General features: G+C 52.8%; 23 protein-coding genes. 20 read left to right on the forward strand and 3 right to left on the reverse strand.

Annotated elements, in window-relative coordinates:
* Window positions 1-121: 121 nt before the first annotated feature.
* From ALO_RS02235 to ALO_RS02285, 11 genes are all read left to right on the forward strand, one after another.
* Window positions 122-1,870 carry a sigma 54-interacting transcriptional regulator gene (locus ALO_RS02235; RefSeq protein ID WP_004092403.1) on the forward strand — a complete coding sequence of 583 codons (1,749 nt, stop codon included), beginning with the start codon at window positions 122-124 and terminating at the stop codon, window positions 1,868-1,870.
* Window positions 1,871-2,143: 273 nt separating this feature from the next.
* On the forward strand, window positions 2,144-3,439 hold the full coding sequence (locus ALO_RS02240; protein ID WP_004092404.1) for an L-cysteine desulfidase family protein: 1,296 nt from the start codon (window positions 2,144-2,146) through the stop codon (window positions 3,437-3,439).
* A 259-nt stretch (window positions 3,440-3,698) separates the two neighbouring features.
* Window positions 3,699-4,124 carry a DUF3842 family protein gene (locus ALO_RS02245; RefSeq protein WP_004092405.1) on the forward strand — a complete coding sequence of 142 codons (426 nt, stop codon included), beginning with the start codon at window positions 3,699-3,701 and terminating at the stop codon, window positions 4,122-4,124.
* Window positions 4,121-4,549, forward strand: coding sequence for an acyl-CoA thioesterase (locus ALO_RS02250; RefSeq protein ID WP_004092406.1), 429 nt, complete (start codon window positions 4,121-4,123; stop codon window positions 4,547-4,549). Before ALO_RS02245 ends, ALO_RS02250 begins: the two co-directional genes overlap by 4 nt.
* A gap of 108 nt (window positions 4,550-4,657) precedes the next feature.
* Window positions 4,658-5,200 carry a hypothetical protein gene (locus ALO_RS02255; protein WP_004092408.1) on the forward strand — a complete coding sequence of 181 codons (543 nt, stop codon included), beginning with the start codon at window positions 4,658-4,660 and terminating at the stop codon, window positions 5,198-5,200.
* 4 nt (window positions 5,201-5,204) lie between these two features.
* Window positions 5,205-5,882 (forward strand): coenzyme F420-0:L-glutamate ligase, encoded by a 678-nt coding sequence (locus ALO_RS02260; protein WP_004092410.1) that lies wholly within the window; start codon window positions 5,205-5,207, stop codon window positions 5,880-5,882.
* A gap of 105 nt (window positions 5,883-5,987) precedes the next feature.
* The gene (gene rph / locus ALO_RS02265; protein WP_004092412.1) at window positions 5,988-6,728 is read left to right on the forward strand and encodes a ribonuclease PH; all 741 of its coding nucleotides are present in this window, start codon (window positions 5,988-5,990) and stop codon (window positions 6,726-6,728) included.
* Window positions 6,729-6,731: 3 nt separating this feature from the next.
* Window positions 6,732-7,328, forward strand: coding sequence for an XTP/dITP diphosphatase (locus ALO_RS02270; protein ID WP_004092423.1), 597 nt, complete (start codon window positions 6,732-6,734; stop codon window positions 7,326-7,328).
* Complete coding sequence (locus ALO_RS02275) at window positions 7,325-7,807, forward strand: metallophosphoesterase (protein ID WP_004092424.1); 483 nt, start codon at window positions 7,325-7,327, stop codon at window positions 7,805-7,807. The genes ALO_RS02270 and ALO_RS02275 overlap by 4 nt, the downstream gene beginning before the upstream one ends.
* 158 nt (window positions 7,808-7,965) lie before the next feature.
* Entirely contained in the window at window positions 7,966-8,157 is a 192-nt protein-coding gene (locus ALO_RS02280; RefSeq protein ID WP_004092425.1) for an aspartyl-phosphate phosphatase Spo0E family protein, read from the forward strand.
* Between the two features lie 90 nt (window positions 8,158-8,247).
* Window positions 8,248-8,460 (forward strand): hypothetical protein, encoded by a 213-nt coding sequence (locus ALO_RS02285; protein ID WP_004092426.1) that lies wholly within the window; start codon window positions 8,248-8,250, stop codon window positions 8,458-8,460.
* Window positions 8,461-8,578: 118 nt separating this feature from the next.
* Here ALO_RS02285 and lexA read toward each other — a convergent pair whose 3' ends face one another.
* A complete protein-coding gene (gene lexA, locus ALO_RS02290) occupies window positions 8,579-9,196 on the reverse strand; it encodes a transcriptional repressor LexA (RefSeq protein ID WP_004092427.1) in 618 nt (205 codons plus the stop codon).
* A gap of 140 nt (window positions 9,197-9,336) precedes the next feature.
* On the opposite strand from lexA, the gene ALO_RS02295 reads away from it, so the two are divergent.
* Window positions 9,337-9,597, forward strand: a complete 261-nt coding sequence (locus tag ALO_RS02295) for a LysM peptidoglycan-binding domain-containing protein (RefSeq protein ID WP_004092430.1) — start codon at window positions 9,337-9,339, stop codon at window positions 9,595-9,597.
* A gap of 20 nt (window positions 9,598-9,617) precedes the next feature.
* Here ALO_RS02295 and ALO_RS02300 read toward each other — a convergent pair whose 3' ends face one another.
* Window positions 9,618-9,863, reverse strand: a complete 246-nt coding sequence (locus tag ALO_RS02300) for a TIGR03905 family TSCPD domain-containing protein (protein WP_004092432.1) — start codon at window positions 9,861-9,863, stop codon at window positions 9,618-9,620.
* Window positions 9,864-10,388: 525 nt separating this feature from the next.
* On the opposite strand from ALO_RS02300, the gene purE reads away from it, so the two are divergent.
* Genes purE through purD form a run of 7 tightly spaced genes read left to right on the forward strand, consistent with a single transcriptional unit; the run spans window position 10,389 to window position 17,672 of the window.
* Window positions 10,389-10,871 carry a 5-(carboxyamino)imidazole ribonucleotide mutase gene (purE, locus tag ALO_RS02305; RefSeq protein WP_004092439.1) on the forward strand — a complete coding sequence of 161 codons (483 nt, stop codon included), beginning with the start codon at window positions 10,389-10,391 and terminating at the stop codon, window positions 10,869-10,871.
* A 40-nt stretch (window positions 10,872-10,911) separates the two neighbouring features.
* Window positions 10,912-11,634 (forward strand): phosphoribosylaminoimidazolesuccinocarboxamide synthase, encoded by a 723-nt coding sequence (purC, locus tag ALO_RS02310; RefSeq protein ID WP_004092441.1) that lies wholly within the window; start codon window positions 10,912-10,914, stop codon window positions 11,632-11,634.
* A gap of 37 nt (window positions 11,635-11,671) precedes the next feature.
* Window positions 11,672-13,153 carry an amidophosphoribosyltransferase gene (gene purF, locus ALO_RS02315; RefSeq protein ID WP_004092443.1) on the forward strand — a complete coding sequence of 494 codons (1,482 nt, stop codon included), beginning with the start codon at window positions 11,672-11,674 and terminating at the stop codon, window positions 13,151-13,153.
* The gene (gene purM / locus ALO_RS02320) at window positions 13,140-14,207 is read left to right on the forward strand and encodes a phosphoribosylformylglycinamidine cyclo-ligase (RefSeq protein WP_004092445.1); all 1,068 of its coding nucleotides are present in this window, start codon (window positions 13,140-13,142) and stop codon (window positions 14,205-14,207) included. Before purF ends, purM begins: the two co-directional genes overlap by 14 nt.
* Window positions 14,200-14,829 (forward strand): phosphoribosylglycinamide formyltransferase, encoded by a 630-nt coding sequence (purN, locus tag ALO_RS02325; protein WP_004092457.1) that lies wholly within the window; start codon window positions 14,200-14,202, stop codon window positions 14,827-14,829. Before purM ends, purN begins: the two co-directional genes overlap by 8 nt.
* Window positions 14,826-16,367 carry a bifunctional phosphoribosylaminoimidazolecarboxamide formyltransferase/IMP cyclohydrolase gene (gene purH, locus ALO_RS02330; protein WP_004092458.1) on the forward strand — a complete coding sequence of 514 codons (1,542 nt, stop codon included), beginning with the start codon at window positions 14,826-14,828 and terminating at the stop codon, window positions 16,365-16,367. The genes purN and purH overlap by 4 nt, the downstream gene beginning before the upstream one ends.
* Window positions 16,368-16,397: 30 nt before the next feature.
* Window positions 16,398-17,672, forward strand: a complete 1,275-nt coding sequence (gene purD, locus ALO_RS02335) for a phosphoribosylamine--glycine ligase (RefSeq protein WP_004092465.1) — start codon at window positions 16,398-16,400, stop codon at window positions 17,670-17,672.
* Window positions 17,673-17,821: 149 nt separating this feature from the next.
* On the opposite strand, the gene ALO_RS02340 is transcribed toward purD, so the two are convergent.
* Window positions 17,822-18,421: a hypothetical protein gene (locus ALO_RS02340; protein ID WP_004092467.1), complete on the reverse strand. Its 600-nt coding sequence runs from the start codon at window positions 18,419-18,421 to the stop codon at window positions 17,822-17,824.
* 97 nt (window positions 18,422-18,518) lie between these two features.
* Between ALO_RS02340 and ALO_RS02345 the strand changes: the two genes are divergently transcribed.
* Window positions 18,519-19,040 carry a DUF456 domain-containing protein gene (locus ALO_RS02345; RefSeq protein WP_004092469.1) on the forward strand — a complete coding sequence of 174 codons (522 nt, stop codon included), beginning with the start codon at window positions 18,519-18,521 and terminating at the stop codon, window positions 19,038-19,040.
* Window position 19,041 lies beyond the last annotated feature (1 nt).

Here is a 19,041-nt window from a genome sequence, read left to right on the forward strand (position 1 = left end):
ACAGAGGAGCTACCGGCAGCCGCCATAGCTCTCTTTGTTGTGTTAGCCCCCTGTTATTGCCAGCGCAGGGGCCGCAAGCTGAGCCGCCGTGAATATATCCAGACGCGACAGGAGGTGCGCCATGTCGTATTTGCAACAAATCCAGGCTACCGCCCAGCAGATGGCCGAAGCGATCTCCAGTGTGCTGGGAATGGAGGTCACGATTGTTGACTCGCAGCTGGAGCGAATTGCCGGAACCGGGTTGCACCAGGAGACGGTCGGTCAGAAGATCACCGGTAAATCGATCTATCAGAAAGTGCTCCGTAACGGACGGGAATACATTGTTAATGACGTAACGACCTTCGATGACTGCCACACCTGCGATCGCCGGGCCGAATGCAAGGAACTGGCCCAGCTTTGCTGTCCGATCATGGTTGGCGCCGATGTCATCGGGGTCATCGGCCTTATTGCCTTTTCCCGGGAACGTCAGTCGGAATTGCGCAACACCAATGACCGACTCCTGACCTTTACCCGCAAGATGGCTGAGCTAATTGCCGCCAAGGCGGTGGAAGAGGCCAGCCGGGCCCGGCTGCTGCTGGTGAAGAATCAACTGGAGACGGTGCTGAATTTCATCGCCGAAGGTGTGCTGGCCATTGACCATACTGCCAAGATTATCAGTATCAATTACGCTGCCGAAAAAATGCTGGGGGTTAAGGCCTCCCAGGTTATCGGGCTGACCCTGGGAGAGGTATTGCCCGGCACGCCGATCCCGGAAGCGCTGCGCAGCGGCGTTGGTTTTCATGACCGGGAAGTCAGCGTCTGGCTGAAAGGCAGGCATCACCATTATCTGTTTAATGCCACTCCCATGCGCAGTGAAGGCGCCATTTGCGGCGTAGTCGCCAGTTTCCGTTCATTTTACGACTGGCGTGAATCTTCCTCGCGGTTACCTAAAATTTCGTTTGATCAAATTGTCGGCGATTGTCCGGCGATGCTCGTTCTTAAAGCAGAAGCACGCCGTGCCGCCGCCACTGTTTCCACGGTGCTGATTACCGGTGAAAGCGGCACCGGCAAGGAGGTATTTGCTAAAGCGATACATAGCGAAAGTAATCGCGGCGAACAGCCCTTTGTTGCCGTTAATTGCGCGGCCATTCCGGAGAATTTATTGGAAAGTGAATTATTCGGTTATGAGGAAGGTTCCTTCACTGGCGCCAGAAAAGGCGGTAAACCGGGAAAATTTCAACTGGCTGATAAAGGAACGATTTTTCTCGATGAAATCGGCGATATGCCCCTTTCTCTCCAGGCGAAAATATTGCGGGTATTACAGGAAAAGCACGTCGACCGGGTGGGCGGTCTCCAGCCGCTGCCGGTGAACGTTCGGATTATCGCCGCTACCAACCGCAATCTGGAAACTATGATCCAAGAGGGGAAGTTCCGGGAGGATCTGTATTACCGCCTGAGTGTATATCCGCTATCACTGCCGCCCCTTCGGGAACGGCAGCAGGATATCCTGCTGCTGGCGAGGCATTGCCTGCAAAAGCATACGCGAGTCTATACCAGCGAGGTAACCGGCTTTTCGCCGGCAGCCATCAAGCTGCTGCAGCAGTATCATTGGCCGGGCAATATCCGGGAACTGGAAAATGTCACCGAATGCGCCGTCATCCGAGCTGCCGGCCAACTGATCGATATTGGCGATCTGCCGGCCAGAATCACGCAACCCACGCCGCCTGCGCTGCCGGCCGCAAGGGCAGAACCGGCTGAGAAACAGGCAATCACCGGCCTGCTGGAAACCTACGGCAAAAGTGTGGAAGGCAAAAAGCAGGCTGCCAAAGCGCTGGGAATTGGCGTAGCTACTTTATACAGGAAAATCCGTAAATATCAGATTGAGGGTTGAAGACTGTAACGTTTGACATTGAGATGCGAGTACAGTTTATCAAAAGATGATAAACAAACGATAAATTTATCATTTTTATCGCTGTTTATCATCTTTGTATTTATTCCCGGAAAAAATTCTTCCGGAGTTCTTCGCAGCCTTTCATCGATTTGGCGATAGAACCTCCTGTATCCAAGCGCGGAAGGCCGGTTGGTTCATCAAATACCTCCTGAACATCAAATCCGGCATGAAAATTGCAAAATACCCGGGTAAGAGTGACAGGAGGTAGAAAAAGTGAATCATCAACTGCTGATTGCATTGCTAAAAAGTGAAGTTCTCCCTACAACCGGCTGCACCGAACCGGGGGCGGTTGCCTTGGCGACCGCTTATGCGGCGGCGGCACTGGAGAACAGCCCGGAACAAATTCACGTAACCGTTAATCCTAATATTTACAAAAACGGTGTTGCCGTAGGCATTCCCGGCACAGGCAAAACCGGTCTGCATATCGCGGCAGCGTTAGGGGCGCTGAAAAAGCATCCTGAACGCCAATTATCCGTCTTAGAAGGCGTCACCGCCGAAGAATTGGCTCAGGCTGAAGAAATGCTGCGCCAAAAAGCGGTACAGGTTCAGGTGGATGAAAGTAAGGCCGGTTTGTGGATTGATTTACGCATGACGGCAAAAAACAACGCTTCCCGGGTGATTATTGCCGGCAGTCATACCAATGTGGTGCAGGTGGAGTATAATGGCCAATGCCTGCTGGATCGTCGTCATGCCGCTGCGGAGGACAGAGTGGATAACCGTCTCGTTCTCCGCGGGGATGTGCGCATTGCCGACATCGTGGCAGCGATTGAGGCAATTCCCGTCGATGAACTGGCCTTTTTGCTTGACGGCGTGACCATGAATCTGGCGGCGGCCGAGGCGGGCATTTCCGGAAAACTGGGGATGGGAATCGGCGCAGCCTACGACGAGATGGTGAAAAACGGCCTGCTGGCAGAGGATATGGTCATTGCCGCGAAAAAGCTGACGGCAGCAGCAGCCGACACCCGCATGTCAGGCGAGAACATTAAAATTATGAGCAGCGCCGGCAGCGGCAATCACGGCATTACTGTCATTCTCCCGGTTTATGCGGTCGCCGGGCAGATTCATGCGCATCAGGAGCGGCTGATCCGAGCCATCGCCCTCAGTCACGTGATAACGGTTTATATTAAAATCCACACCGGTAACCTTTCCGCCTTGTGCGGCTGTGCCGTAGCTGCAGCGACCGGTGCCAGCGCCGCGATTGCCTGGCTGCTGGACGGCGATATTCGGGCCGTTGAAGCTGCAATGAAAAATATGATTGCCAATCTGACTGGTATGATCTGCGACGGCGGCAAAGTAGGTTGCGCCTTAAAGCTGTCGACGGCAGCCGCAGCGGCAGTTGAAAGCGCTTTGCTGGCCTGCCGGCAGGTCGTCGTGCCCAGCAGCAACGGCATTATCGCCGATACGGTGGAACGTACGGTGGAAAATCTGGGCAAGGTCAGTAATCCCGGCATGCTGGAAACCGATAAAGTCATCCTTGACGTTATGCTTGATAACAGAGGTTTCTTTTGACAAAAAAGCAAGAATTAAAGTACAATGATTAAGGCATGTTGACAATCTAGGATTGGTTCCCACTGGATGGTTTATAAATTCCGGACCGGAACACCGGGGTGATCCCTGGTGCAGCGGTATACAATCGATAGGGAAACTAAAAAACACATGCTGGCAGCGTGTGTTTTTTTCAGGTGATAAGCCATGACCTTGCAAATCGGTACAGTGGCTTATAAACCGGCTAATGTTGGAAATAATAGCAAAAGAGGAGGGGTTTTCTGTGGTTATAGCCGTGATTGACGGCATGGGCGGCGGACTGGGGGTACAGCTGGTGTCCCTGCTGTCGGCTCAATTGGCTTCCAAAGTGGAGATTATTGCTCTGGGCACCAATGCCCTGGCCACGAATAATATGGTCCGGGCCGGCGCTCATCGGGGCGCCACCGGCGAAAACGCGGTCATCGTATCCATACGCAAGGTCGACCTGGTGACAGGCCCTATCGGTATCGTGATTCCCAATGCCATGATGGGAGAGATTACCCCTCAGATTGCGACGGCTATCGCCGGCTGCGACGCCCGTAAAGTGCTGCTGCCGGTTAATCAGAATCACGTGGAAATCATAGGCCTGGATGCCCGGCCTATGGCCGCAGTTATTAAAGATGCGGTATTTCGTATCAGCGAGATTGTGAAAGAAGGTGCAGCGCAATGATTAAAGTCAGGGATAAAGTCCGGTTTGTGGAAACGGATATGATGGGAGTAGTGCATCATTCCAATTACTTTCGCTGGTTTGAAATGGGACGGGTGGAATACCTGAAAGCAGCCGGGATTTATCTTTTGGATTTGATGGCGAACGATATTGTGTTCCCCATTACCGATGTCAGCTGTCAATATAAGGCTTCGGCCCGGTTTGACGACTACTTCCTGGTAGAGACCTGTATGGCGGAACTGTCCCGGGCCAAGATGGTGTTTACATACCGGGTGGTCCGTGAGGCTGACGGCCTGCTTTTAGCTACCGGACGAACCCAGAATTTGTTTACTGACAGCAAGGGAAAAGTCATCCGCCTGCCGGCAAAGTACTATGATCCCTTGCGCTCTGTGGCTCAGGCGGATTTGACAGGCGCTGATTCCCAATAAGTGTTGTATTGTCGACAGCAGGACTTTAATGTCGAATGCTTGAAATAAGTAGAGAAAATAGAGGTCGGCAGATTCATGCCGGCAGTATATGATATGGAAGGCTAGGGAGTGAGTTTTTTGGTTTTTCTGATCGATTGTATCCTGATTGTGGCGTTTGTGGTGTGGCTCTATATTCGGCGGCAGGGAGACGCTAAATTTGTTTTCTATATTGACCAGCGCAGCGACTTTGCCTTAGTGGAATTAACCGGCCAAAAGGCCGTTTTTACCTGCGAGGTGCCTTATACGAATGCAGGGTCCCAGGACGGAACCCTGATGGATGTATATACTCGTCATCTTTTGCCGCGGGAATACTATGACGCGGTAAGAGTATATTCCTGGCTGACCCTGGCCTCCCAACCCCGGGATGACGGATACTGGGAAGCTCTGATTGTACCTCGCGGAAAAGGTGGCGCCGTGATCGTGACGGTAGAATTGACGGCTAAAAACGGGGATATTGCGGCCGGCTTGCGTGATATGGTGGACATGCCGGTAGATCTGGTTTATCAGGTGGTAGCCCGCACTCCGCTGTACATTAATAAAGCCCAGCTGGTTATGACGGCTGATGAAATTCATCGTGCCCTGGGCGAGGGAGTAAAAGAAAGGGGGCTGTAATAATATGGAATTGGAATTGAAACCGGTTCGCACGCGAATCGTAACTCCTAAAGATAATATAGTAGACATCATCGAACGGTATGCCAAACAGGATATCGGCCCCGATGACGTGGTGTCGGTGGCGGAAAGCGTTGTGGCCATCAGCCAGGGCCGGATATTGCGGCCGGAAGACATGCAGCCCCGCTTTTCCGCCCGCGTACTTTGCCGCTTTGTACCGCAAAAAGGCAGCTTATCCAGTGCGTATGGCATGGAAGCGGCCATGCTGGCTGAAGGGGAGTGGCGCCTGATCGCCGCCATGCTGCAAGGCATGGTGGCGAAAATCGGCGGCAAGAACGGCGTATTTTATGAAAAGGCCGGCAAACAGGCGGCCTTGATCGATGATGTGACCGGCACGATGCCTCCTTTTGACAAGCATCTGGTCTACGGTCCTCAGGACCCTTGCAGCGTGGCCGAAGAAATCAAAAAACGTCTGGGCTGCTACGGGGCGGCGGTAGCTGACGTAAACGACCTGAAGCGGGCGGCGGTATTAGGTGTTACTGTCGGCCTGGACCCTCAGCGGCTGGCTCAGATCCTGATCGATAATCCCTTTGGCAATGCTTCTCAGCAAACGCCGATCGTCATTATAAAAAATTATGCCCAGGCTGAGGCTAAAGCCTATGGCGTCCCTTCTGTTTCCGTTTAACGGTAAGCGTATACTTTGACTGAAAGAGACGATAGAGGATAGACTATACCTATCCTCTTTATTTCTTTGCCGGGAGTCTTGGAAAAATGTTAGGGGGAATTGTTGTTGAATAGAATCGATGGCAGACAGCCGGACCAGCTGCGCAATATCCGCATTAGCCGCAACTATTTGAAATACCCGGAAGGCTCTGTCCTGGTGGAATATGGCGATACCAAAGTGATTTGCGCGGCGACTCTGGAAGAAAAAGTGCCGCCTTTTTTAAAAGGCGGCGGGGAAGGCTGGATCACCGCCGAATATTCTCTGCTGCCCCGCTCCACCCAAGTGCGCAATGTGCGGGAAGCGGCCAAAGGCAAGCAATCCGGCCGGACCCAGGAAATTCAGCGGCTGATCGGACGCTCCCTGCGGGGAGTCCTGGACATGAAGGCTCTGGGGGAGAAAACCGTCTGGGTAGACTGCGACGTGATTCAGGCCGATGGCGGGACCAGAACGGCGTCGATTACCGGTGCTTTTATTGCGGTGGTGGATGCCCTGGCTAAAATTCATACACCTGGAACGCCCTTTCCTATCAAGGACTTTATTGCGGCTGTCAGCGTAGGCATTATTGACGGCGCCGCCTATTTGGATTTATGCTATGAAGAAGATTCCCGGGCCGGGGTAGATATGAATCTGGTGATGACCGGCGCCGGACAGTTTATTGAAGTGCAGGGAACCGGTGAGAAAACTTCTTTCAGCCATGCCCAGTTCTCGGAGATGCTGGCTCTGGGAGAGGCCGGTATCCGGCAGCTGATTGACTACCAAAAAGATGTTCTGGGGACTCTATCCTGGAAAGTGGGGAGAGTGGATTGACAAGTGACTAAGCTTATTGTCGCCAGCAAAAATCGCGGCAAAATCGCGGAAATTGCGGCTAAGCTTGCCGCTTCGCCCTTTGCAGTCCTGTCGGTGCTGGACGTGGGCGATATTCCTGAACCGGAGGAGACTGGCAGTACCTTTGCGGAAAATGCCGAACTGAAGGCCAGATACTATGCCGGACGGACCGGACTGCCCTGTCTGGCTGACGATTCCGGCCTGGAGGTAGATGTTCTTGATAGCCAGCCGGGAGTCTATTCGGCCCGATTTGCCGGGGAGCATGCCACGGATGCGGCTAATAACGAGAAGCTTCTGGGGTTATTGGCCAACGTTCCTGCCCGCCAGCGTACGGCCAGATTTCGCTGCGCGCTGGCCTTTATCGACCCGGAGGGGACGCTGCTGACTGCCGACGGGACCTGTGAAGGCATCATCCTGGGCCAGCCCCGGGGCAGTAACGGCTTTGGCTATGATCCACTGTTTTATATCCCTGCTTTGGGAAAAACCCTGGCTGAGATTGATCTGGCCGAGAAAAACCGGATCAGTCACCGGGCTCGGGCCCTTGGCCGGATGGCCGGCCAATTGCGGGAGTATCGGCCATGAAAATCGGTGTCATGAGTGATTCTCATGGCGACAAGGATGCCATCCGTCAGGCTGCGGCCAGAGCCGGTCAGGTCGATTTATGGCTGCATGCCGGCGATTACTGTCAGGATGCCGTATTTTTGGGCAGAATTGCATCTGTTCCGGTTATCACCGTGGCCGGCAACTGCGACGGTTCTGCCCAGGTCAGACCGGACGAATTCATGAATGCTTTGGACAAAAAGATCTGGCTGACCCATGGCCATCGTTACAAGGTGAAACAAAACCAGGACGAATTGATCTGGTGGGCCGGGCAGTATGGGGTGGATATTGTTGTTTATGGACATACTCATGTGGCGGATATCCTCCGGCAGGATCAGGTGCTGGCATTCAATCCGGGCAGTGTGGCTTTTCCCAGAGTCGGCTCTCCCAGCTTCGGCCTCATTGAGATCGTTTTCGGTGATAAGGCTGAGGCGCAAATTGTATATTTAAAAGGGCGATAAATATAGAAAACACCCGGCTGAAGGGTGTTTTTGTATTTCGCGGTGGCAGCAGCGTAATAATTTGTTACTTTATGTAATAAAATTTCGTAATATACACTCTTTTCAATAATTGGAATATGGTGTAAAATGTAGAATGCAAGGAAGGAGAGATAAGTGCCATGATTGTTCAAATCGAAGAGCTGCGCAGCCAATTACATGCAATGATTCAAGAAAGAAGCTTGACGGATAGCGATGTTCTGGCTCTTAGCCAAGAACTGGACATAGCATTAAACCGATACTGGGAATTGGTTAATCGTCGCAGCCTGGTGCAAAATTTGGCGTATATCCGGGATCACGCCGCTGCTGTTTAATTCAATTTCTTACAATTTGGGACTAAAGTCCTCGGGGTTTTTATTCGATATCATAAGTAAGAAAGCAAATCAGTTGAAAGGGGTGCTATTATGGAATCAAGAGATTGGGCGATTCGTCAGGTCAGTCTAAAGGAACTGTCGGCTAGGCGGGTCGATGCCGCCCACAGCCTTTATGCCGTAGGCAGAATTCAAAACAGAAAACAGGATGCATCCCGCGATTCCAGCCGCAAAAAACCAGCCCTTGATTTTAAAAAGATATATGCCTGCAAGATCAATAAGAACGGCGTAGACTGCAGGATCTGAAAACAAGGAAGGCAACCGTAAAACAATACGGCTGCCTTCCTGATTTTTAGGGTTAGCTATAAACTTTTTGAAAACCCGTCTGCAGCCGCGAATCCAGGACCCTTTTCAACGGTCCCCGTTAGATTTGGCGGAACAGGCCGACCACCCTGCCAATGATCTCTACATGTTCGGGGTAAAGCGGCGCCATGGCGTCATTTTCCGGCTGCAGGCGAATTCGGCTGGCTTCCTTGAAGAACCGCTTGACCGTTGCCTCCTCGCCGTCGATCAGCGCCACTACAATATCGCCATTTTCCGCCGAATGGGTTTCCTGCACCAAAATATAATCCCCGTTGAAAATTCCGGCATTGATCATGCTGTCGCCGGACACGGTGAGCATAAACACATTGTCATTGCGCCCGATCAATTCCGCCGGCAGAGGATAGGTTTCTTCGATATTTTCCACCGCCAAAACAGGCTGCCCGGCTGTGACTCTGCCCACTACAGGAACGGGTACCATGTCTTTCTGCCGCCAGGGCGTTTCATCCAGCATGTCAATGGCTCTGGGTTTGGTGGGGTCCCGCCGTATGTACCCCTGAGCTTCCAATTTTTCTAAATAAGCGTGCACAGTAGAACTGGAACTTAAACCTACAGCCTTGCCGATTTCTCTTACGGAAGGCGGGTAGCCTTTGGCGCGTAAATTTTCCTTGATATAGGCTAATATTTGCTCTTGTTTGTCGGTCAATGCCTGGGAAGTCATAGTATCACCTCAACCTTATCATACCATGTCTGCGAGATTAAGGCAAACACAAGTTCGAAAAAAATCCACCTCCTTCTTGACCTGAACAAACGTTCTGTGCTATAGTAATTGCAGAACATTTGTTTGAGGAAGTGAATAATATGCGTATTATCTTAGGACTCATTCTGCTACTGTTTGCCCTTAGCGTGGTATATGCCGCTCCGTCAGAGCCCGCATCAGAATCTTACGTTATCGTCCGGGTTTACTCCGGTGATACGGTATGGGATATTGCCGGCAGACAGGCCGGTGACAAAGAGGATATCAGGGATATCATATGGCAGATCCGGGAGATGAACCACCTGGATAAAAACGCTTTTCTCCAGCCGGGACAGATGTTGAGAGTTCCCCGTAAAAAACTCTAAAAGACGCTGGCCCGTCCCTTTCAACGATTCCCTAAGTTCTCAAGGGCGATGGCTAACTGATCCGCACAGGACGTAGGGCGATTGCCGCAGCGGTTGCCTTTACATTTATTAATGACTTGCTCTACCGGCATTCCTTCGACCAATTTGCTGATCGCCGTCAGATTGCCGGGACAGCCGCCAATAAAGTTCAATTTTTTGATGATGCCGTTTTCTACTTCGATTTGAATTTGCGAGGAACATACACCTTGTGTTTTAAATGTAATCATGAAGAGGACTCCTTCCTAACTCATTGCAGGTAGTTTCTTATGTAATTTCTTTGTGGAAGCCCTGCATCCCTTCTGTTCATTCCGATTCGGTTTCGTAATCATTTATAATATGGGAAAGGAGCCCGGCGACTTATTAAAAAAACGAACATTTTAAACAAATACTTCGGAAAAGTTCATTTTTTCATTGACACTATTCACCAGATACTGCTAGAATAGATTTGTACAGAATATGGCCAAAAGCTAGGACAGGTAATGATAAATTACCTGCTTACAGTGAAAGTGCGTCTAGGGTTCCGCATGACCGGCGTTGTTCATGCTTATGCCAGCCATGGTCTGTGACCAAGCGTCGCAAGCGCGCCTGCCGGGCAGGCGTCACACCGGAGGGATAAAAGCCCTGTCGGGGAGGTTTCGCTATTGTTGTAGTGGAATTTCTCAGCCGGGGTTTTATTTTTTCTGACGCTCATAGATGGACATATCCGGGAAAGCCTAGTAGATGAAACACGACAATGTGGAAGGATGGATGAAATGAAAGTTGCAATTATTATGGGCAGCGATTCCGATTTGCCGATAATGCAGCCGGCGATCGCCACGCTGGACGAATTTGGTCTAGAACGGGAAGTAGTGATTGCTTCGGCCCACCGGACTCCGGACAAGGTGCATGAATTTGCCTCCGGCGCCAGAGAGCGGGGGATCAAGGTCATTATCGCCGCTGCCGGGGCTGCCGCGCACCTGCCGGGGGTCGTTGCCGCTTACACCACATTGCCGGTGATCGGAATCCCCATCAACAGCACCTCTCTGGGAGGATTGGATGCGCTCTTAAGCATCGTTCAGATGCCGGCGGGCATTCCGGTGGCTGCCATGGCCATAAACGGCGCTAAGAATGCGGCCTTGCTGGCCATTGAAATCCTGGCGGCCGCTGACGCCGGGCTCACAGAAAAATTGGCTCTTCATCGCCGGAAGATGGAAGAGGAAGTGGCCCAAAAAGCGGTCATTGTGGCAAATATATAAAAAAACCACTGCAATATTTTAAAAAATTGGAGGCAGCGTAATGGAGAATCAAAAGCAAAAACAACCGATTTATGAAGGCAAGGCTAAACAGGTTTATACCACGGAAAACCCCAATGAACTGTTGGTGTACTACAAAGATGACGCCACAGCCTTTAACGGGGTCAAACGCGGCACCATCATGAATAAAGGGGTCCTGAACAACAAAATATCGTCATTTTTCTTTGAATTATTAACCCGGAAGGGCATTCCCAATCATTTTGTCCATCGGGTAAGCGACCGGGAAATGCGGGTAAAGGCATTGAAAATCATTCAGGTGGAAGTGGTGGTCCGCAATATTGCCGCTGGCAGCCTGGCCAAGAGAATCGGTTGGGAAGAAGGTCGCAAACTGCCGACTACGGTTCTGGAAATGTACTATAAAAATGACGAGCTCAACGATCCCCTGATCAACGATTACCACATCAAAGCCATGGGATTGGCCAGCGAGGACGAGATTACCCGGATGTCGGAATATGCCCTGAAGATTAATCAGATCCTGACCGGATATCTCAAAGAGAAAAATCTGGAGCTCATTGATTTTAAACTGGAGTTTGGCCTTCATAACGGCCAGGTCCTGCTGGGAGACGAGATTTCGCCGGATACTTGCCGTTTCTGGGATTCAGTTACGAAAGAAAAACTGGACAAAGACCGCTTCCGCCGCGATCTGGGCAATGTGGAAGAAGCATATTACGAAATTTTGTACCGCCTCACCGGAGAAAAAGCGTAAAGTTTCGGAAAAAAACTTGGGTAAGGGAGTACAGGCAGTGCACTATTGTGAAACAAGCGACAAACTGCATGAAGAATGTGGCGTCTTCGGTATATTCTCCCGGGATGACCATGATAATGTAGCGTTAAATACCTATTGGGGGCTGTTCGCCTTGCAGCATCGCGGTCAGGAAAGCGCGGGCATCGCCGTGACCGATGGGACTGTCATGGATATCCAGCGCGGCATGGGGCTGGTCAATGAAGTGTTCCGACATGGTGTGCCCGGCATGCCGGCGCATATCGCGATAGGGCATGTTCGCTATTCCACCACCGGCTCCAGCCTTTTGCGCAATACTCAGCCTCTGCTGGTCACTTATTCCGGGGGTCATATCAGTCTGTCCCACAACGGCAATTTGACCAATGCCCGGGAGCTGAGAATCGAACTGGAGCAGCAGGGAAGCGTATTTCAAACCTCAATCGACAGTGAGGTCATCGTCAATCTGATTTCCCGATCCAACAAGGCTACGGTGGAAGAAAGAATCATGGAGAGTCTTTCACGGGTAAAAGGGGCATACTGTCTGACGGTCATGACCGAGGATAAACTGATCGGAGTAAGAGATCCCCAGGGATTTCGTCCTCTGTGCATCGGCAGGCTTCATGACGGTTGGGTGCTTGCCTCTGAATCCTGCGCCTTGGATACTATCGGGGCGGAATTGATTCGGGATGTGGAACCGGGAGAAATGGTCGTCATTGACGATACGGGACTGCATTCCCTGTCTCTGGCACCCAGTGATCGCCGCAAGGCCCTTTGTGTTTTCGAGTATATCTATTTTGCCCGCCCTGACAGTGTGATTGACCGGCAGAGCGTACATCAGGCAAGATTTTCTATGGGTCGGCAGTTGGCTAAAGAAAGCGGCTTTAAGGCTGACATCGTCATATCCGTACCGGATTCCGGCACAACGGCGGCACTGGGTTTCAGCTGCGAATCCGGCATTCCGTTCGCCGAGGGTTTGCTGAAAAACCGCTACATTGGCCGGACCTTTATTCAGCCGGAGCAAAAAAAAAGGGACACGAGCGTGCGGCTGAAGCTGAATGCAGTCAGTTCGGTCGTCAAAGGCAAATCGGTGATTATGGTGGATGATTCGATTGTCCGGGGCACTACCAGCGGTAAGATTGTCCGGATGCTGAAAGAGGCCGGCGCGGTTAAAGTGCATATGTGCGTCAGTTCGCCGCCTATCGGATTCCCTTGTTTCTACGGCATTGATACGGCCGTGCGCAAAGAATTGATCGCTGCCTCCAAACAGGTGGAAGATATCCGGCAGTTTATCGGCGCCGACTCCTTATATTATCTGTCGCTGGAAGGGTTGATGCGGGCCATGCCGGCTCTCAGGCCGGATGCCATGTGTTATGCCTGTTTCAATTCCGACTATCCCTGTGCGACGCCCTCCGGAGCTGAGACTGGCGGGGCTGAGAATGAAGATAATAAATACGTATTTGAAGCAAATTACCGGACCGGAGGTGCAGGTTATGGCGGAGAATAATTCGAAACAAGGACTGACGTATGCCCAAGCCGGCGTAAATATCGATGCCGGCAACAAGGCGGTCGAGTTGATGAAACAGCATGTGCGGGCTACTTACCGGCCGGAAGTTATCGGCGACATTGGCGGTTTTGGCGGCATGTTCGCTTTGAACTGGAAAAATTATCAGCGGCCGGTCCTGGTCAGCGGCACCGACGGTGTGGGCACCAAACTGTATCTGGCCTTTATGCTGGATCGGCATGACACCATCGGCCAGGATGCTGTGGCTATGTGCGTGAATGATATTTTGGTCCAGGGGGCCGAGCCGTTATTTTTTCTGGATTATCTGGCAGTGGGAACCTTGCAGCCTGAGAAGGTGGCAGCCATTGTCAGCGGCGTGGCCAGAGCCTGCCGGGAGTCCGGCTGCGCCCTGATCGGCGGGGAAACAGCTGAAATGGCAGGTTTTTATCCTGACGGCGAATATGACATTGCCGGCTTTGCCGTGGGGGTGGTGGACCAGCCGAAAATTATCACCGGCGACAGAATCCGGACGGGAGACGTTCTGGTGGGCCTGCCCTCCAGTGGGCTTCATTCCAATGGGTTTTCCCTGGCCCGTAAGATATGCTTTGAACGGCAGGGGAAAAAACCTGCCGACATCATACCCGAACTGGGCCGTTCTCTGGGGGAAGAACTGCTGACCCCCACCCGCCTGTACCCGAAAGTGATATTACCCCTTTTGGGGAAATTCGACATCCGTGGTATGGTGCATATTACCGGCGGCGGCTTTTATGATAATATTCCCCGGGTCCTGCCCAAAGACTGCGGCGTGGAAATTGATGCCGCTGCCTGGCCTATGCCGGCGATCTTCTCGCTGCTGCAGAATTGGGGCGGTGTTGCCTGGCCGGAAATGTACCGTACCTTTAACATGGGCATTGGCTACATGATCATCCTGCCGGCCCAGGAGGCCGACAACTTGCAGCAGGCTTTACGGCAGCAGGGCGAGGCCTCTTATGTCATCGGTACCGTTGTGGCGGGAGAACAGCAGGTCACCATACGGGGAGGAGTGTTTGATGCCTGACAGAAAAGTGCTGGGCATTCTGGCTTCAGGCCGGGGCAGCAACCTGCAGTCGATTATGGATGCGATTCTGGCCGACAGACTCCAGGCCAAGATCGGGGTCGTGATCAGCGATAAGCCGGAGGCCAATGCCCTGCGGCGAGTGATCGGCATGGATATCCCGGCTGTGTGCATTGAACGGCGAAAATTTGCCTCCAAACAGGATTTTGAGCAGGCTCTGGCGGCCGAACTGAAACTGCATCGTGTGGACTTGGTGGTGCTGGCCGGATTTATGCGCCTTTTGGGATCGGAGTTTTTATCCCGGTTTGCCGGCAGGGTAATGAATATCCATCCGTCGCTGCTGCCTTCCTTTCCCGGTCTGGAAGCGCAACAACAGGCGATTGACTATGGTGTCAGAGTGTCTGGCTGTACTGTGCATTTTGTTGATCAAGGCGTGGATTCCGGTCCGATTATCCTGCAGGAAGCAGTGCCGGTTTTACCGGAGGATACGGCGGGAATCCTGGCTGAACGGATCCTGGCGGTGGAACATGTTCTGTACCCGCGGGCCATCCAGTTGTTTTGTCAGGGGCAGCTTAAACTGGCCGGACGGCGGGTTCTTCTGGAAGAAAGGGGCTCACACTTATGAAACCACAAACCGCTTTAATCAGCGTTTCAGATAAAACAGGTTTAATCGAATTTGCCAAAGGGCTGCAGGAGCAGGGAATCAGGATTATCTCCACCGGCGGCACTATGAAGACATTGCGGGAGGCCGGCATTTCGGTTACTTATGTCAGTGATGTCACCGGCTTTCCTGAGATCATGGACGGGCGGGTTAAAACTCTCAATCCCCTCATCCATGGCGGCATTCTGGCCCTCCGGGACAACCCGGACCACGTTCAGGCTATGCAGGAACACGGCATTCAACCCATTGACCTGGCAGTGGTCAATCTCTATCCTTTTGCCGCCACTATCGCCAAGCCCGGCGTCAGTCAGGAAGAAGCTGTGGAAAACATCGATATCGGCGGACCAGCTATGATCCGGGCGGCAGCGAAAAACTTCCGGCATGTGGCGGTAGTGGTGAATCCGGCCAGATACCCGATGATTTTGCGGGAATTGTCCGCTCAGGAAGGGATTTCGCCGGAAACCCGCAGGGAGCTGGCACGTGAGGCTTTCAGCCATACAGCAACCTATGATGGCTGCATTGCCGGTTATTTGTCCGGCCAGACGAATGCAGGCATGCTCCCGGCGGACTTGCACCTTGCCTACGAAAAGATTCAGGATTTGCGCTATGGGGAAAATCCCCATCAGCAGGCGGCATTTTATCGCGCCAAGTCCGGCGTTGCCGCCGGAGTGGCCAACGCGAAACAGCTCCATGGCAGGGAACTTTCCTACAATAATATTGTGGATATAGAAGCCGCCTATAGCATCGTGGCCGAGTTTCAGCAGCCGGCGGCAGTGATTATCAAGCATACCAATCCCTGCGGCGCCGGCTGCGGCAAGACGATTTCAGCTGCCTATCACAAAGCCTATCAGGCGGACCCGGTTTCAGCTTTTGGCGGAATCGTCGGTTTAAATCAGACGGTGGATCTGGCCACGGCGGAAGAAATCAGCACGATTTTTGTCGAAGCTGTCATTGCGCCGGGCTATACGTCGGAGGCACTGACTTTATTGCAGCAAAAGCAGAATATCCGGCTGCTGGAACTGCCTGTGAAGGAAGCCGATTCCCGGGAAATGGCGATTAAGCCGGTTTCCGGAGGTATCTTGCTGCAGCAGGCGGATCAGGTTGACCTGATCTCAGAGCAGCTTCAGACGGTAACCAAGCGTCAGCCGACACCGGCTGAATGGGATCAGCTTTTGTTTGCCTGGCGGATCGTAAAACATGTGAAATCCAATGCCATTGTCCTTGCCGGCAACGATCAGACCCTGGGGGTAGGCGCCGGCCAGATGAACCGGGTAGGGGCGGCGGAAATCGCTCTGAAACAGGCAGGCAAGCTGGCCGCCGGTGCGGTTATGGCTTCAGACGCCTTTTTTCCCTTCCGGGATACAGTTGACGCAGCGGCCAAAGGCGGCATCACCGCCATTATCCAGCCCGGCGGCTCGGTGAGAGATGCCGAGTCCATTGAGGCGGCTGACGCCAAAGGAATTGCCATGGTGTTTACCGGCATCCGTCATTTTAAACATTAGGAGACCGTTACGCTGAGGGGAAGTGGAAGTTTGAAAATATTAGTCATTGGCAGCGGCGGGCGCGAACATGCGCTGGTCTGGAAACTGGCTCAGAGCCCCAGGGTTCAAAAAATTTTTTGCGTGCCCGGCAATCCCGGCATAGGGGAGATGGCTGAGTGCGTTGCTTTGGATAGCAATGACAGTGAAGCTTTGTGCTCTTTTGCCCGGCAGCAGGGCATTGACCTGACGGTGGTGGGGCCGGAGGGACCCTTGTCCGGCGGGATTGTGGATCTCTTTACCGCCCATGGGCTGCGAATCTTCGGCCCCGGACGGCAGGCAGCCGAAATCGAGAGTTCCAAGGCCTTCGCCAAAGATCTGATGGCCAAATATCAGATCCCTACGGCAGGCTATGCAGTGTTTCAGACCGTGGCTGACGCCAAAGAGTATATCCGGCAAAAAGGAGCGCCGCTGGTGGTTAAGGCTGACGGCCTGGCAGCCGGCAAAGGGGTTATTGTGGCCATGACGGTGAATGAAGCTTTGATGGCCGTCGATGCCATGCTTACGGAACAGGCCTTCGGCGCAGCTGGCAGCCGGGTAGTGATTGAGGAATTTATGCAGGGGGAAGAAGCTTCCATTCTGACCTTTACCGACGGGGCTACCGTCAAAACCATGGTGGCCGCCCAGGACCACAAGCGGGTGTATGATGGCGATCAGGGACCCAATACCGGCGGCATGGGCGCTTACGCCCCGGCGCCGGTCGTGACCCCCGAACTCATGACCCGGATTCAGCAGGAGATTCTGCAGCCGGTTGTAGACGCCATGAGACGGGAAGGGAGAACCTATAAGGGCTGTTTATATCTGGGAGTGATGCTTACTGACGCCGGCCCCAAAGTGGTGGAATTCAACGCCCGGTTTGGCGATCCGGAAACCCAGGTAGTGCTGCCCCTTCTGGCCAGCGATTTGCTCCCGGTTATGGAGGCCTGCATCGACGGAACCCTGGCCGAAACCGAGATCAAGTGGCGGGATCAGGCTGCCGTGTGTGTGGTGATGGCGGCAGGGGGCTACCCGGGAACCTACCGTAAGGGCGATCCGATCACCGGCCTTGAAACGGCTGCCGGATCAGGCGCCATGGTATTTCATGCCGGAACAGCCCTGAAGGAAGGCAAGGTAACCACTGCCGGCGGCAGGGTGCTGGGTATGACAGCGGTGGGCGATGGCATTCGCCAAGCCTTGAGTAAGGCTTATCAGGCTTTGGAAAATATCTCCTTTCCCGGCGCTTATTTTCGGCGGGATATAGGACATAGGGCCATAAACGGTAAAAATTGAGAAAGATAGCCGGTTGATAACCGGCTATCAGTCGTGTTATAGTAGCATCGGGGAACTTTCCCGATGCTTTTTTGATTTGTTTGACAGGAAAAACGTGGGTTACTTCTAAATGGAAACGATACTCCTGTACGTACATCTCTGACTGAAGGTTATGCCTGGGGAATAATATCTTGGCAGCAGTCAACGGCGCGGGCAATCGATGTCAATGCTTCGAGATTCACCACGACAGACCTTACGTCATCGGAAGAGATCACGTCGATTCCGGGGAGAAGAATTTCGTCTACGGTTAAAAACGCCAGTCTGTCATCGGTTTTGCTGAGGACTCCTTGGAACACAAAGCCGCCGAAGGTGGTCAGCACCACGTCTTCACCCACCATCCGGTTCAACTGGCGGATTAGGTCGCAGCTGTCCAGCCGCTGGGAAGAATCTTGCTCATCCTCAGGCCGTGCGTTTGCGACAGGGGGTATGAAAGGATCCGCGATGATACCGCTGGCCCTGGCTACGATCTGCCATAAATCAACCCGGGCGAATTCGACGTTCTGGACAGTGCCGCCGGGAGTGAGAATCTGTACAAAGTTTGAGGATGCCACTCTGGCCGGTACCAGTGTGGCAATGCGACAATCCTCTATATTTTGCAGCCAGCCAAAGTAAGTTAAACCGTCAAAGCCAAACAACAGGACATCATTATTCAGCTCACGTTCCAATTCTCTGATGAGGCACAGGTTGCGCAGTTCGGTGCATAAACCCATATTTTTTAACTCCTCCTTAAAGTAATCTACTATACTGTATGAATGAGTTACTCATTATGTCACTTGTTTCAATCCTTATTCTTTTGTCTGGCGGGTGATGGCTCTGGATATTAATGCTGTGTTATTGTCCGGCGGTATGACGCTTCTGTTATGCGCCGCCGTATTTTCTACCCTGCTGGGTTTGCCCGGCAACCTTTTGGTATTGCTGCTGGCTGCCGGCTATGGATTTTATGAAGGATTTCAAATTTTTGATCCGGGATTTTTAGGTCTTCTCTTGGGGATCTATCTGGCCGGGGAAGGGGCGGAATTTCTGGCAGCGGCTGTGGGAGCCAAAAAAGCGAAAGCTTCCCGGGCAGCGGTGGTTGCGGCCTATATCGGCGGCTTTGCCGGCGCTCTTCTCGGCACCATGCTGCTGCCGGTCATTGGTACCATTCTGGGATCGGCTGCCGGCGGTTTTGCCGCCAGTTATAGTGTGGAATACAGCCGAACGGACAAATCACAGGCCATGCGGGTAGCGGTGCACGTGGTCGTGGCCCAGGGCCTTGGTTTACTGGCTAAGATGGCCGCCGGCGTGAGCATGGCGGCGTTGGTGCTATTGCGTTGGCCTCTGTGGCATTAAT

Origin of the sequence: Acetonema longum DSM 6540 (genome assembly GCF_000219125.1) — a bacterium.
GTDB lineage: Bacteria > Bacillota > Negativicutes > Sporomusales > Acetonemataceae > Acetonema > Acetonema longum.

Bases quoted from the DNA above. Each gene is read 5' to 3' on its own strand.
- ALO_RS02235 (WP_004092403.1), top strand. From the start codon at position 122: ATGTCGTATTTGCAACAAATCCAGGCTACCGCCCAGCAGATGGCCGAA.
- ALO_RS02250 (WP_004092406.1), top strand. From the start codon at position 4,121: ATGATTAAAGTCAGGGATAAAGTCCGGTTTGTGGAAACGGATATGATG.
- ALO_RS02260 (WP_004092410.1), top strand. From the start codon at position 5,205: ATGGAATTGGAATTGAAACCGGTTCGCACGCGAATCGTAACTCCTAAA.
- ALO_RS02275 (WP_004092424.1), top strand. From the start codon at position 7,325: ATGAAAATCGGTGTCATGAGTGATTCTCATGGCGACAAGGATGCCATC.
- ALO_RS02280 (WP_004092425.1), top strand. From the start codon at position 7,966: ATGATTGTTCAAATCGAAGAGCTGCGCAGCCAATTACATGCAATGATT.
- ALO_RS02285 (WP_004092426.1), top strand. From the start codon at position 8,248: ATGGAATCAAGAGATTGGGCGATTCGTCAGGTCAGTCTAAAGGAACTG.
- lexA (WP_004092427.1), bottom strand. From the start codon at position 9,196: ATGACTTCCCAGGCATTGACCGACAAACAAGAGCAAATATTAGCCTAT.
- ALO_RS02295 (WP_004092430.1), top strand. From the start codon at position 9,337: ATGCGTATTATCTTAGGACTCATTCTGCTACTGTTTGCCCTTAGCGTG.
- ALO_RS02300 (WP_004092432.1), bottom strand. From the start codon at position 9,863: ATGATTACATTTAAAACACAAGGTGTATGTTCCTCGCAAATTCAAATC.
- purE (WP_004092439.1), top strand. From the start codon at position 10,389: ATGAAAGTTGCAATTATTATGGGCAGCGATTCCGATTTGCCGATAATG.
- purC (WP_004092441.1), top strand. From the start codon at position 10,912: ATGGAGAATCAAAAGCAAAAACAACCGATTTATGAAGGCAAGGCTAAA.
- purM (WP_004092445.1), top strand. From the start codon at position 13,140: ATGGCGGAGAATAATTCGAAACAAGGACTGACGTATGCCCAAGCCGGC.
- purN (WP_004092457.1), top strand. From the start codon at position 14,200: ATGCCTGACAGAAAAGTGCTGGGCATTCTGGCTTCAGGCCGGGGCAGC.
- purH (WP_004092458.1), top strand. From the start codon at position 14,826: ATGAAACCACAAACCGCTTTAATCAGCGTTTCAGATAAAACAGGTTTA.
- ALO_RS02340 (WP_004092467.1), bottom strand. From the start codon at position 18,421: ATGGGTTTATGCACCGAACTGCGCAACCTGTGCCTCATCAGAGAATTG.
- ALO_RS02345 (WP_004092469.1), top strand. From the start codon at position 18,519: ATGGCTCTGGATATTAATGCTGTGTTATTGTCCGGCGGTATGACGCTT.